We start from the raw sequence: 13,087 nt of genomic DNA, 5'->3' as shown, positions 1-13,087 counted from the left end.
TTGCGCGTCAAAAGGACGCGCGGCGCTGTAGTCTGCCTCAACATATAGGGGTTCGAAAAGTTCCTTTTGGCACAAAAATGCCCAGGCGAGGGGCCTGGGCATTGGTCCAAAAGTGACTGGAAGCCGACGAAACGTTTTAAAGCGCCGCTCTGACGGCTTGTGACGTGCAATCAGCCGTTGTCTTCGCCGCCTTCGAACTCGGCATTGGGATCGAAGAAGTTGTCCGGGCGCGCATTGTCGTTGATATCGTCTCCATAGATAGCTTCGGCTGTGGTCAGCGTCTCGCCCTTAGCCTGGCGCTCGGCTTCGTCGGCGGTGCGGGCGATGTTGAGCGTAATGGTGACCTCGACTTCCGGATGCAGCGCGATCGCCACATTGGTAAGGCCGATGGTCTTGATCGGCTGGTTGAGCAGGATCTGGTTGCGGTTGACCGAAAAGCCTTCCGCCGTCAAAAGCTCTGCGATGTCGCGGGTCGACACCGAGCCGTAGAGTTGGCCGGTTTCGCCGGCCGAACGCACGGCGATGAAGCTCTTGCCGTCGAGCTTTTCCGAAATCTGCATGGCCTCGGACTTGCGCTCGAGGTTGCGGGCTTCGAGCTGGGCGCGCTGGCCTTCGAATTTCTTCTTGTTCGCTTCGTTGGCGCGCAGCGCCTTGCCCTGCGGCAGCAGGAAGTTGCGGGCGAAACCATCCTTGACCTTGACGGTATCGCCCATCTGACCGAGGCGGGAAACGCGCTCGAGAAGAATGACGTCCATAGTTTTGTTCCTTCGTTTGGGCGCCAATCACTGGCATCGACGCCGAATTGTCTGGAACAGGTCAGGAAGCTGAGGGCGTTGCCGCCTATGTCGCTGTCCTGCCTGTCGCGGCAGTTAGAGGTCTTCACCTCAACCCGGGATTTTCAATGCATGTCGCCCAAAAGTGGTCCCGGTTTTGGGACAACGACATGCATCAATCAAGTTCAACCCTGCGGCGCCCGTCGCCGTTGGTAGAGCGGGCGGCGAACCGCCCGCTGAAAGAGTGTTAGCGAACCACGTAGGGCAGCAGTCCGAGGAAGCGGGCGCGCTTGATCGCCTTGGCGAGCTCGCGCTGCTTCTTCTGGCTGACGGCGGTGATGCGCGACGGCACGATCTTGCCGCGCTCAGAAATGTAGCGCTGCAGAAGACGTACGTCCTTGTAGTCGATCTTAGGCGCGTTGGCTCCGGAGAACGGGCAGGTCTTGCGGCGGCGATGGAACGGGCGCCGGGTCGGGATCTGGTTGATGTCGACCATTATTCTGCACCCCCTTCAACACCTTCGCGCGGACGGCGCGGACCACGATCTGCACCGGCATCGCCACCGAAGCTGCGCGGCGGGCGATCGCCACGGTCGCCGCGATCGCGGTCGCCGAACGAGCGTGCGCCGCGATCACGGTCGCCGAAGCCGCCGCGTTCCGAGCGCTCTTCGCGCTTCTGCATCATCGCCGACGGGCCTTCCTCATGTGCATCGACCTTGATGGTGAGGAAACGCAGCACATCCTCGGACAGGCCCATCTGGCGCTCCATCTCGTTGAGCGCGGCCGGCGGGCAGGTGATGTCCATCAGCGTATAGTATGCCTTCCGGTTCTTGTTGACCCGGTAGGTGAGGGACTTCAGTCCCCAGTTCTCGACCCGGCCGACGGATCCGCCATTCGCGGAGATGACGCCCTTGTACTGTTCGACAAGCGCATCGACCTGCTGCTGCGAAAGGTCCTGCCGGGCAAGAAACACATGTTCGTAAAGAGCCATATTGTTCTTTGCCTTTCTTCGTTTCTCTCCCGGTTCCCGCGGCAAAAGCCTCTGCAACTTCTCTGACCCGCCGATCCCTAGAAGGGGGCGGGGAAGAAAGGAGCATGACGAGACGGTCGAGAGCGGAGACACGGGAGGCGGAAGCGCTTCTGGCTCCACACGAAGGTTTCGAAAAACCTCCGGCCCTCCGTTCAGCCCCCAGCAAGGACCGGCAGATTGCGGGCGTCTATACAGGAATTTGACCGCAAGGCAAGGGCGAGCAGAAAACCCGCCGCTCCAAGGACGATACGTCGCGGCATCTTCAGCTTGTATGCGGGACGCGCTTGTTCACCGTTTCCGGGAAGAAATCGGGCGCCGCATGGCGCTTGCCGAACATCATGTCGTATTGCAGCAGACGGAAATCGCGAATGGCCGGATCGATCTTCTTCTGTCGCGCCCAGTCGGGCGTGTCCTCGCCCGTCGGCGTCATCAACAAATTACGATCGACGACGCTGTAGCGCTCGCGCATCTGGCCGAGGAAGCCGGTGTAATAGGGATGGCTGATCCCGGCCGTGGTCAGGATATGGTAGGGCAGGAAAGCCGGACTTACCGCGCCCATGTCCGCGGCCGGCCCGGTGCGGTTCGACCATACGACCAGCGGCGTCTGGTGATGCAGCAGCATCTGGTCAGGCGGCTCTTTGCGCGGCGCGACATTATCCTTGAGGAAGCCAGTCTCGACATAGACCGGGCCGAGCGGCGGCAGATGGTCGCCGAAGAAGGCGATGACTGTCGGCCGTTGGCGGTTCTTCGCCCATTCGACAAGGCGCTCGAGGCCCTTATCGGCGTCGGATGCACCTTCGGTGAAGCTCAGCAGTGAATCCTTTGCCCACTGGCTGGTCGGCGCCTGCACCTTGTGGGTCGGATTGTAGTAGCGATTCGGCTCGTAGGGTCCGTGATTCTGCAGGCTGACGGCGAAGAAGAAGAGCGGATCGTCGGTGGCATCGGCCTCGCGGATGATCTCGTCGGTCATCGCCGCGTCCGAGGCCAGAGGACCGCGCTTTTCGAGATATGGCATATTTTGTTCCGACTTGAAGTCGTCGAAGCCGAAATCCGCATAGACCGGCGTGCGGTTCCAGAACCAGCTCGTCCCCGGATGGATTGCGCGCGTCTCATAGCCCTGGCTCTTCAGGAACGTCGCCATCGACGGCACCGGCGCGCGGACATATTGCTGGTAGGGGATGCTGCCGGCCGGCAGGAAGGCGTTGGAAAAGCCGGTCAGCGCCTCGAATTCGACATTGGCGGTCATGCCGCCGAATTCGGGTGAGAACATGTAGCCCGAGCGCAGCGCCCGCACATTGGGAATCGGATCGGGCGTGATGGTGACGCCGGGCAGCTCAGTCGGATCCCAGAAGGATTCGCTCATGACGATGATGATGTCGGGCTTCTCGGCCGGTACCGAGGCCGTCACATCAGGCCTGTCGATCGCTGCGATCGACTTGCCGGAATAACCGGCAGGCGCCGAGACATGGGCCATCGGCACATTGAGCGCGAAGGCGAGCGCGAAACCGTTGGAGGCGTAGTTTTCCTTCTGGTCCCACATGATCGGGATGATCTGCAGCCGGTCACGCGTCCACGAGAAGGTTGCATAGTCCATGATCGAGACGAAGAAGGCGAGCAGCGGCACGGTCAGCGTCAGCCGGGCCAGGCGCCCCTTGCGGCTGAGCACCGGTACCCGGCGACGCCAGAGCCGCCAGCCATAAACGAGCAGCGACAGGCTGCCAACGATGCCGATCGCCAGAGCGATGGCGGTTCCCGGACGTTCGCGCACCAGCAGCGGCATCAGCGCCACGATCTGGCGTGAATAGAGGAAATCGGTCGGATAGAGCGGATCGCCGAGATAGAGCGATTTCTGATGGCCGACAAAGGCCAGCGCCAGCGTCAGCGGCGCGACGATCATCAGGCTCTGGTGGCTGCGGCCGAGCACGGCGTCGAGGCCGACCAGGATCAGCGCGAAGATGATGATGGTGGTCCAGCCCGGCTTGAAGGGCTGCAGGAAGAAAGCCACGGTACCGGCAAAGTCGCCGCGCACGATCAGTTCGATCGCAAAAACCAGGATGGTGGCGGCGAGCAGGCTGACGAGGCCATAACGAATAACAGGCCATTTCCGGCCCGGCAGATAGCCAGTGGCCGGATCGCCTTCCAGAAACTGTGGCGCGGCTTTGCCAACGCCCTTCCTAGTCCTTGCCACCTTAGTTCCCCCGACCATACACAAAAGTGTCATTGAGCTGTCATCGATATGTCACGAAAAGCTAGCGCCTGTGGCTGAAATATGAAGAGCCAGCAAACGAATCGTGAGCGATTTTCATCATGAGTGATCGAAAAAAAGCCTGTTGGAACAGGTACTCGGCCAGCGATACCGAGCCGGAGCGACCCGGGTCGGGCTGCCAGCGGACTTGACTTGCCTGCCCGCCTTGCGTCACAGGCAGGAAAAATCAGCCGCTTGGGAGCCACACATGGCCGTTGCATTCACCTTTCCGGGACAGGGCAGCCAGGCTGTCGGCATGGGCAAGGACCTCGCGGACGCCTTTCCGGAATCGCGACATATCTTCGAAGAGGTCGATGACGCGCTTGGCGAAAACCTGTCGAAGCTGATCTGGGAAGGGCCGGAAGAGAGGCTGACGCTGACCGCCAATGCCCAGCCGGCGCTGATGGCTGTATCGCTCGCCGCGATCCGGGCGCTGGAATCGCGCGGCCTCTCGCTGAGGGACAAGGTCGCCTATGTCGCCGGCCACTCGCTCGGCGAATATTCGGCACTTGCTGCCGCCGGTTTCGTTTCGGTGGCCGATGCGGCCCGGCTCTTGCGTATCCGCGGCAATGCCATGCAAGCGGCTGTGCCGGCCGGTGAAGGCGCCATGGCGGCGATCATCGGGCTGGAACAGGCCGATGTCGAAGACGCCTGCGCTGAAGCGGCCAAAGATTCAGTTTGCCAGATCGCCAACGACAATGGCGGTGGCCAACTGGTGATCTCCGGCGCCGGCGCGGCGGTCGAACTGGCGGCGAGACTGTGCATGGAAAAGGGCGCCAAGCGGGCGCTGATGCTGCAGGTCTCGGCGCCCTTCCATTCGGCGCTGATGGCACCGGCGGCCGAGGTCATGCGCGAGGCATTGGCCGAAGTCACGAAGAGCGCGCCGTTCGTGCCCGTGGTCTCCAACGTGTCGGTCACTCCGTCCAGCGATCCGGACGCAATCGCCCGCCGCCTAGTCGAACAGGTGACCGGCCGCGTGCGCTGGCGCGAAACGGTGGAATGGTTCGACGCGAATGGCATTGCGACGCTTTACGAGGTGGGCGCCGGCAAGGTGCTGTCGGGACTGGTGCGGCGCATCAACCGCGATATGGCCACCGGCGCCGTCGGCACGCCGGCGGATGTCGACGCGGCGCTGGCGGCGCTCGCATAACCAACCGAGATTTGACCCCGCCCGTAGGGTGTTCTCTCTTCGATCAGGAGATCAAGACATGTTCGAATTGACCGGCCGCAAGGCCCTCGTCACAGGCGCATCGGGAGGCATCGGCGAGGCGATCGCCAGGGTGCTGCATGCGCAGGGCGCCGTCGTCGGCCTGCACGGCACCCGCGTCGAAAAGCTGGAGACGCTGGCGGCCGAACTCGGCGACCGGGTCAAGCTGTTCCCGGCGAACCTTTCCAATCGCGACGAGGTCAAGGCGCTCGGCCAGAAGGTCGAGGCCGATCTCGAAGGCGTCGACATTCTCGTCAACAATGCCGGCATCACCAAGGACGGTCTGTTCGTACGCATGGCGGACGCCGACTGGGATACGGTGCTCGAGGTCAATCTGACCGCCGTGTTCCGGCTGACCCGCGAACTCACCCATCCGATGATGCGGCGCCGGCATGGCCGCATCATCAACATCACCTCCGTGGTTGGCGTCACCGGCAATCCCGGCCAGACCAATTACTGCGCCTCCAAGGCCGGCATGATCGGCTTTTCCAAGTCGCTGGCGCAGGAGATTGCCACCCGCAATATCACGGTCAACTGCGTCGCCCCCGGCTTCATCGAATCGGCGATGACCGACAAGCTCAACGACAAGCAGAAAGAGGCGATCATGGCGGCGATCCCGACACGGCGCATGGGCACCAGCGCCGAAGTCGCTTCGGCCGTCGCCTATCTCGCTTCCAACGAAGCTGCCTATGTCACCGGCCAGACCATTCACGTGAATGGCGGCATGGCGATGATTTGACAGTTGCGGGAAAACACCCCTTTTCGCCTTGGACCTAGCCCGATTTTCGTGTAATGCGGCCCGCAACCCGGCGGTTCGGGCAAAAACCGGTCCGGTGCCGTTGCGTTTCCGACAGGACCATCTTTCAGCTTGATTAGCGGCATTCCGCCCGCTAACGAAGACAGACAAACAAAAGACGAGGATGCCCAAATGAGTGACACCGCAGAGCGCGTCAAGAAGATCGTTATCGAGCACCTTGGCGTCGATGCCGACAAGGTGACGGAGCAGGCGAGCTTCATCGATGATCTGGGCGCGGACAGTCTCGACACGGTCGAACTCGTCATGGCGTTCGAAGAAGAATTCGGCGTCGAGATCCCGGACGATGCGGCCGAAACCATCCTGACTGTTGGCGATGCGGTGAAGTACATCGATAAGGCTTCGGCCTGACGCTATTTGCAGTCACCATCGAGGAGGACCTGCGATGAGGCGTGTCGTCGTCACGGGCCTTGGGCTGCTTTCGCCGTTCGGCGTGGGTTTCGAGCATGGCTGGAAGGAGCTTCTGACCGGCCGCAGCGCAGCCAAGCGCATCACCGAGTTCGAGGTGGAGGATCTTGCCTGCAAGGTCGCCCACGTCGTTCCCCGCGGCAATGGTGAGAACGCCACCTTCAATCCCGAGGCCGTTCTCGAGCCGAAGGAACTGCGCAAGATCGGCGACTTCATCCTCTACGGGATCGCGGCCGCCGACGAGGCGCTGAAGGATTCGGGGTGGGCGCCGAAGTCCCATGAGGAGCAGTGCGCCACCGGCGTGCTGATCGGCTCCGGCATCGGCGGCATCGAAGGCATCGCCGAGAACGCGATGATCCTGAAGGAGCGCGGTCCGCGCCGCATCAGCCCGTTCTTTATCCCCGGCCAGATCATCAATCTCGTCTCCGGCCAGGTTTCGATCAGGCATGGGCTGAAAGGCCCCAACCACGCCGTCGTCACCGCTTGCTCCACCGGCGCGCATGCTATCGGCGATGCAGCTCGGCTGATCATGTGGGGCGATGCCGACGTGATGGTCGCAGGCGGCGCGGAAGCGCCGGTGACCCGGCTGTCGATCGCCGGTTTCGCCGCTTGCCGGGCGCTGTCGACCGACCGCAACGAAGCTCCGGAAACGGCCTCGCGTCCCTATGACCGTGACCGCGACGGCTTCGTCATGGGCGAGGGTGCCGGCGTCGTCATTCTGGAGGAGCTGGAACACGCCAAGGCGCGCGGCGCCAAGATCTATGCCGAGGTCACCGGTTACGGCTTGACCGGCGATGCCTATCACATCACCGCGCCGGCCGAAGATGGCGACGGCGCCTTCCGCTGCATGGTTGCGGCGCTGAACCGGGCCAAGCTGACGCCCGCAGACGTCGACTACATCAATGCGCACGGCACCTCCACCATGGCCGACACGATCGAGCTCGGCGCCGTCGAGCGGCTGGTCGGCAACGCCGCGTCGAAAATATCGATGTCGTCGACCAAGTCGTCGATTGGCCATCTTCTAGGTGCGGCGGGCGCCGCCGAGGCGATCTTTTCGATCCTCGCCATTCGCGACAACATCGCGCCGGCCACCATCAATCTCGACAACCCGGAGCGAGAGACGGCGATCGACCTGGTGCCGCACAAGCCGCGCTCCCGCCAGATCGACGTGGCGCTGTCCAATTCCTTCGGCTTCGGCGGCACCAACGCCTCGCTGATCTTCCAGCGCTACAATGGCTGACCGGTCAGCCGGCCGGCACGGCGTATGCGTGCCGTCAATTTTGCCATATTCGCCCCTACTCTGCCCAAGGGGATTCGTTGCAAGACCAAACGGTAGGGCGCCATGAACACGAATGCGGCGGACAACGGGGAATTCGGGCAACGGTCCACACCGTCGAGTCCGATCGTGCCGAAGACGGCCAGCGAGGCATTGCGGCCCGAAGCCGGCACGCCGCCGCCCAAGCGCTCGCGCGCCTCGCGCAGCCAGTTCGTTGTGTTCATGAACTTCATCATCTCCTTGGTGATGCTGTTGATTCTGGCGGCCGGTTTTGCATTGTATTTCGGCAAGCAGGAATTCAACGAGCCCGGCCCGTCTGCCAATGCAGACACCTTTCTGGTCAAGCCGAACACCGGCGTCCAGGAAATTGCAGAGCAACTCGAGCGGCGCGGACTGATCAGCGACGCGCGCATCTTCCGCCTTGGCGTGCGTGCCTTTGGCAATGATTCTGCCCTGAAGGCCGGCGAATACGAGATCAAGCCGCAGGCCTCCATGCGCGACATCATGGAGTTGCTGAAGAGCGGCAAGTCGGTGATGTATTCGCTGACTGTCCCCGAGGGACTGACGGTCGAGCAGGCGCTGCAGCGCATCGCCGAGCAGGCAGCGCTCGACGGCGATATGCCGGCGACCATTCCACCCGAGGGCAGCCTTGCTACCGACACGCTGCGTTTCACCCGCGGCGCGACACGCCAGCAGATGGTCGACAAGCTTTTGGCGGATCAGAAGAAGCTGGTTGAGGACGTCTGGCAGCGGCGCGCCCCCGATTTGCCTCTGGCCAATGTCGACGACTTCGTCATCCTGGCTTCGATCGTCGAGAAGGAGACGGGCAAGGGCGACGAACGCTCACGGGTCGCCGCCGTCTTTCTCAACCGGCTGGCCAAGGGTATGCGGCTGCAGTCCGATCCGACCATTATCTACGGCCTGTTCGGCGGCAAGGGCAAACCCGCGGACCGCCCAATCTACCAGTCTGACATCAAGAAGCCGACGCCCTACAACACTTATCTGATCAATGGCCTGCCGCCGACGCCGATCGCCAATCCTGGCCGCGCGGCGCTGGAAGCGGTAGCCAACCCGTCGAAGACCGACGACCTCTATTTCGTCGCCGACGGCACCGGCGGTCACGTCTTTGCCGCGACGCTCGCCGAGCACAATGAGAACGTCGCCCGCTACCGGGCGCTGCAGAAGAAGCTGGCCGATGACGCTGCCAATGCCGGACCTGCCAAGGCCGACGCCGCCAAGGTGGAAGGTCAGACCGATGCGCCGGTGGACGGCGGCGATGATGGCGACGCGGGAGCGGCGCAGTAGCGCCGGACGGTTCTGGGGTGGTCCCTCTGATTCGTTTGACGGCAGGGACGTGCTGATTTTGTGATCAGGAGCGCCTTGCGTCCGATTCGGCGCGAAGGCGCTCCGGCATTTTGAAGCCGCGCATGTCTGGCCGGAACCGCTTCCGGGATCATGCGCCAGGGGGAAGCAAGGGCATCATGAATTTGCAGAGCATGACCGGTTTTGCACGGGCCGTCGCCGAACATGACGGCACGTCGGTCGCCTGGGAGGTCAAGTCGGTCAACGGCAAGAGCGTCGAGGTAAGGCTGCGGCTGCCGCAGGGCCTCGAGCGGCTCGAGCCGGCCGTCAGGCAGACGGTGCAAAAGCGCTTTGCGCGCGGCAATTTCCAGGCAACGCTGACAATCAGCCGTGCCGCCGGCCAGCAGGCGCAGCCCGTGGTCAACGAGGCCTTCCTGAGGGATCTGGCGGGGCTGGCGAAGCGGCTGCAGGAGCAGTTCGGCGTAGCGCCTGCGACAGCCGACGGGCTGCTTTCGCTACGCGGCGTGCTCGACATCCCCGAAACCACCGAAACCGAAGAGGCGCGGGCGGCGCTCGACAGCGCGATTCTCTCGGCGCTCGAAGTGGCGCTGGGCGGCCTGGAGCAGGCACGCCAGGGCGAGGGCGCCGCCCTACTCTCGCTGCTGTCCGGCCATATCGACGCTATCGAGGCGCTGACGGTGCGCGCCGAGGCCGATCCGTCGCGCGAGCCGACGGTGATTCGGGAACGGATTGCCGAGCAGGTTCGGCTGCTGATGGATGCCTCCGCCAATCTCGACGCCAGCCGGTTGCATATGGAGGCGGCGTTCCTAGCCGCCAAGGCCGACATCCGCGAGGAGATCGACCGGCTGAAGACGCATGTGGCGTCCGGTCGGGTGCTGCTGGCAGGCGGCGGCGCCATCGGCCGCAAGCTCGATTTTCTGGCGCAGGAATTCAACCGCGAATCGAATACGCTGTGTTCGAAGTCGAACGCCGCTGCGGTCACTGCCATAGGGCTGGAGCTGAAGGCGGTCGTCGACCAGTTTCGCGAACAGGTCCAGAATCTGGAGTAACCCTGATGGTCGCCAAGGAGCCTATGGTTGCCAGGGATTTGGGTTCCCGCATTCGCCGCCGGGGTCTGATGCTCGTGCTGTCGTCGCCGTCCGGGGCCGGCAAGTCGACGATCGCGCGCAATCTTCTGGAAAGTGATTCCAGTCTCGAACTGTCGGTCTCCGTCACCACGCGGCCGCGCCGCGGCAGCGAGATCGAAGGCGTCCACTATCATTTCCGCACCATGCGCGAGTTCGAGCGGCTGCGCGATTCAGACGAACTGCTCGAATGGGCCGAAGTGCATGGCAATTGCTATGCGACGCCGCGTGAACCGGCCGAACTGGCGCTGGCACAGGGCCGCGACATGCTGTTCGACATCGACTGGCAGGGCGCCCAGCAGCTCAAGGAGAAGATGCGCGCCGACATCGTCTCGATCTTCATCCTGCCGCCGTCGATGAAAGAATTGAAGGCGCGGCTGAAGCGCCGCGCCGAGGACCAGGAATCGGTGATCGAGACGCGTCTGAAAAACGCTCGCAACGAGATCGAGCACTGGAAGGAATATGATTTCGTCATCATCAACGACGATCTCGACCGCGCCTTCGCCGAAGTTCGTGGCATCGTCATCGCCGAACGGCTCAGACGCGACCGCCGGCCCGGTCTATTCGATTTCGTCTCGGGGCTGCTCGACGAGAAGACGGATTAGCGGCGCGTCCGCGCAGTTACACTGCGTTGGCCAGTCGCACGAACTCCTCGACGTCAAGCGTTTCGGCGCGCCGGGTCGGATCGATGCCGGCGCGAGTGAGCAGGGCTTCGCCGCCGAGGCTCTTGACGCTCTGCCGCAGCATTTTGCGGCGCTGGCCGAAGGCCGCTTCGGTGACGCGGCCGAGCCTCTTGACCTCGGTGGGCAGGGGACTTGCCCGCGGCACCAGATGCACCACCGACGACACCACCTTGGGCGGCGGCGTGAACGCTTGCGGCGGCACGTCGAAAGCGATTTTTGCCTCCGTCCGCCAACCTGCCAGCACACCCAGCCGGCCATAGGCATCGCTGCCGGGGTGGGCGACGATGCGCTCGGCCACCTCGCGCTGGAACATCAGCGTCATCGATGCGTAGAAGGGTGGCCACTCGGCGACGGTCAGCCAGCGTATCAAAAGTTCGGTGCCGATATTGTAGGGCAGGTTGGCGACGATCCTCACAGATCCATTGTCCCCATGTGCGCCTTTGGCAAGCGCCGCAAAGTCCGTCTTCAGCGCATCGCCGGCAATGATCTCGAGCCGGCCCGGATAGTGGTCCGACACCTCCGCAAGCGCTGCCAGGCAACGCTCGTCGCGCTCGATGGCGATGACCCGAGCCGCGCCGTGGGACAGCAGCGCCCGGGTCAGGCCACCGGGACCCGGACCGACCTCGATCACCGTGGCGCCCGTCAGGTCGCCGGCGGCGCGCGCGATCTTGCCGGTCAGATTGAGGTCGAGCAGAAAATTCTGACCGAGCGCCTTTTTCGCCTGCAACCCATGGCGTTCGATCACCGCGCGCAACGGCGGCAGCCCGTCGATGCTCATGCGACCGCTCTCATGCAAAGCCTCATGCGGCGGCAGCCTTCGTCCCGATGTCGGCAAGCCTGCGGGCGAGTCTGAGCGCCGCGATCAGACTGTCGGCACGGGCTATGCCCTTGCCGGCGATATCGAAAGCGGTGCCGTGATCCGGTGAGGTGCGGATGAAGGGTAGGCCGAGCGTAACGTTGACCGCCTCGTCGAACGCCAGCGCCTTGGCCGGGATCAGCGCCTGGTCGTGATACATGCACAGCGCCACATCGTAGCCGGCTCGGGCGCGGGCATGGAACAGCGTGTCGGCCGGCAGCGGCCCGAAAGCGTCGATGCCCTCCGCCCTCAGCCTGTCGATCGCCGGGCGGATGATGCGCTCGTCCTCGGCGCCCATCGCGCCGCCTTCGCCGGCATGCGGATTGAGGCCGGCAACGGCAAGCCGCGGCTTGGCAATGCCGAAGCGATGTTCGAGGTCGGCGGCGGTGGTGCGGGCGGTCGCGACGACCAACTCCGTGGTCAGCGCTTTCGGCACCTCGCGCAGCGCAATGTGGATGGTGACCGGAACCGTGCGCAACTCGGGGCCGGCAAGCATCATCACCGGCATCGCTTCTGCGCCGGTGTGGAGTGTCGCCTGATGCGCCAGATATTCGGTATGGCCGGGGAAACGGAAGCCGGCATCGTAGAGCGGCTTCTTGGCGATCGGGCAGGTGACGACTGCCGCCGCGCGGCCGCCAAGGCAGTCGTCAACAGCGCGGTCGATGGCCTCGATGATGCCGGCGGCGTTGGCTGGGTCCGGCCGGCCAGTGCTGTCGACGAAGCGGGCGACTAGGGGCACGACGGGCAGGGCGCGTGCAAAGACGCGCGCCGCTTTGGCTGGTATCGTCTCCGTGATTGGCACATCGGCGCCGAGCAAGCGCGCCCGTGCGGCAATCAACGCCGGATCGGCGATAAGATAGAAGGGCGGCACACCGGCGCTGTCGCGCGCTCGCCAGGCGGCAATGGCGATTTCCGGCCCGACGCCGGATGGATCGCCGACGCTCAGCGCCAGCGGAAGCTCTACCTCTGGCGACTTCAGCGCTCGACGATGCGGGCTTTCTTCCGCAACTCCTCGACATACTTGTTGGAGAGCTCGTCGGCGTCCTTGCCGCTCGAGCCTTCGCTCTGGAACACCATCTGGGCGGCCTTGTCGTCGGACACTTCGCGCGACGAGCAGATGCCGATGAACTCGACGCCGCGGTCTGTCTCGCGCGTGGGGGTGGCGCCGCCGACCTTGGTGGCCTTGATCTGGTCGGCCCAGTCCGGCGGCAATTGCGGCGCCAGTATCCGGCCGAGATCGCGAACGGTGACGTCGATCAGGCCCTTGGCAAATTCGCGCGAGGTGTTGCAGCTGTTGAAGCGGGCGCGCATGGCATCGGCTTCGCGCTTGCGCTTGGACAGCGTAGCGC

The 13,087-nt window shown here is 63.8% G+C and carries 13 protein-coding genes and 1 pseudogene; 7 read left to right on the top strand and 7 right to left on the bottom strand.

What is annotated here, in order from left to right; translation table 11 throughout:
* Positions 1-170: 170 nt before the first annotated feature.
* The 4 genes from rplI to EOA78_RS01115 all read right to left on the bottom strand — a co-directional run bounded on the left by rplI (position 171) and on the right by EOA78_RS01115 (position 4,008).
* Positions 171-755: a 50S ribosomal protein L9 gene (rplI, locus tag EOA78_RS01130; protein ID WP_127313498.1), complete on the bottom strand. Its 585-nt coding sequence runs from the start codon at positions 753-755 to the stop codon at positions 171-173.
* A gap of 265 nt (positions 756-1,020) precedes the next feature.
* Positions 1,021-1,269 (bottom strand): 30S ribosomal protein S18, encoded by a 249-nt coding sequence (gene rpsR, locus EOA78_RS01125; protein ID WP_006203718.1) that lies wholly within the window; start codon positions 1,267-1,269, stop codon positions 1,021-1,023.
* Positions 1,269-1,763, bottom strand: coding sequence for a 30S ribosomal protein S6 (gene rpsF, locus EOA78_RS01120; RefSeq protein WP_127313497.1), 495 nt, complete (start codon positions 1,761-1,763; stop codon positions 1,269-1,271). Before rpsF ends, rpsR begins: the two co-directional genes overlap by 1 nt.
* 301 nt (positions 1,764-2,064) lie before the next feature.
* Positions 2,065-4,008 carry an LTA synthase family protein gene (locus EOA78_RS01115; protein ID WP_127313632.1) on the bottom strand — a complete coding sequence of 648 codons (1,944 nt, stop codon included), beginning with the start codon at positions 4,006-4,008 and terminating at the stop codon, positions 2,065-2,067.
* A 247-nt stretch (positions 4,009-4,255) separates the two neighbouring features.
* On the opposite strand from EOA78_RS01115, the gene fabD reads away from it, so the two are divergent.
* The 7 genes from fabD (at position 4,256) to gmk (ending at position 10,804) form a co-directional block, all read left to right on the top strand.
* Positions 4,256-5,197: an ACP S-malonyltransferase gene (gene fabD / locus EOA78_RS01110; RefSeq protein ID WP_127313496.1), complete on the top strand. Its 942-nt coding sequence runs from the start codon at positions 4,256-4,258 to the stop codon at positions 5,195-5,197.
* Positions 5,198-5,255: 58 nt separating this feature from the next.
* A complete protein-coding gene (fabG, locus tag EOA78_RS01105; protein WP_029354396.1) occupies positions 5,256-5,993 on the top strand; it encodes a 3-oxoacyl-[acyl-carrier-protein] reductase in 738 nt (245 codons plus the stop codon).
* A 189-nt stretch (positions 5,994-6,182) separates the two neighbouring features.
* Positions 6,183-6,419, top strand: a complete 237-nt coding sequence (locus EOA78_RS01100) for an acyl carrier protein (protein ID WP_006203723.1) — start codon at positions 6,183-6,185, stop codon at positions 6,417-6,419.
* Between the two features lie 34 nt (positions 6,420-6,453).
* Positions 6,454-7,716, top strand: a complete 1,263-nt coding sequence (fabF, locus tag EOA78_RS01095) for a beta-ketoacyl-ACP synthase II (RefSeq protein ID WP_127313495.1) — start codon at positions 6,454-6,456, stop codon at positions 7,714-7,716.
* Between the two features lie 102 nt (positions 7,717-7,818).
* Positions 7,819-9,057 carry an endolytic transglycosylase MltG gene (mltG, locus tag EOA78_RS01090; protein WP_127313494.1) on the top strand — a complete coding sequence of 413 codons (1,239 nt, stop codon included), beginning with the start codon at positions 7,819-7,821 and terminating at the stop codon, positions 9,055-9,057.
* A 176-nt stretch (positions 9,058-9,233) separates the two neighbouring features.
* The gene (locus EOA78_RS01085; RefSeq protein ID WP_127313493.1) at positions 9,234-10,124 is read left to right on the top strand and encodes a YicC/YloC family endoribonuclease; all 891 of its coding nucleotides are present in this window, start codon (positions 9,234-9,236) and stop codon (positions 10,122-10,124) included.
* Between the two features lie 5 nt (positions 10,125-10,129).
* On the top strand, positions 10,130-10,804 hold the full coding sequence (gene gmk / locus EOA78_RS01080; RefSeq protein WP_027152668.1) for a guanylate kinase: 675 nt from the start codon (positions 10,130-10,132) through the stop codon (positions 10,802-10,804).
* A 16-nt stretch (positions 10,805-10,820) separates the two neighbouring features.
* Here the strand turns inward: gmk and rsmA are convergent, their stop codons facing one another.
* The 3 genes and pseudogenes from rsmA to EOA78_RS01065 form a co-directional block, all read right to left on the bottom strand.
* A complete protein-coding gene (gene rsmA, locus EOA78_RS01075; RefSeq protein ID WP_127313492.1) occupies positions 10,821-11,660 on the bottom strand; it encodes a 16S rRNA (adenine(1518)-N(6)/adenine(1519)-N(6))-dimethyltransferase RsmA in 840 nt (279 codons plus the stop codon).
* Positions 11,661-11,682: 22 nt separating this feature from the next.
* Complete coding sequence (gene pdxA, locus EOA78_RS01070; RefSeq protein WP_164783598.1) at positions 11,683-12,717, bottom strand: 4-hydroxythreonine-4-phosphate dehydrogenase PdxA; 1,035 nt, start codon at positions 12,715-12,717, stop codon at positions 11,683-11,685.
* A pseudogene (locus EOA78_RS01065) lies at positions 12,714-13,087 on the bottom strand (peptidylprolyl isomerase); the annotation flags it as partial. The pseudogene EOA78_RS01065 and the gene pdxA, both read right to left, overlap by 4 nt.

The sequence above is a fragment of the Mesorhizobium sp. M5C.F.Cr.IN.023.01.1.1 genome, from assembly GCF_003997585.1.
GTDB lineage: Bacteria > Pseudomonadota > Alphaproteobacteria > Rhizobiales > Rhizobiaceae > Mesorhizobium > Mesorhizobium wenxiniae.
The sequence above is the reverse complement of the archived record's forward strand: the minus strand, read 5'-3'. Positions and strand labels throughout refer to the sequence as shown.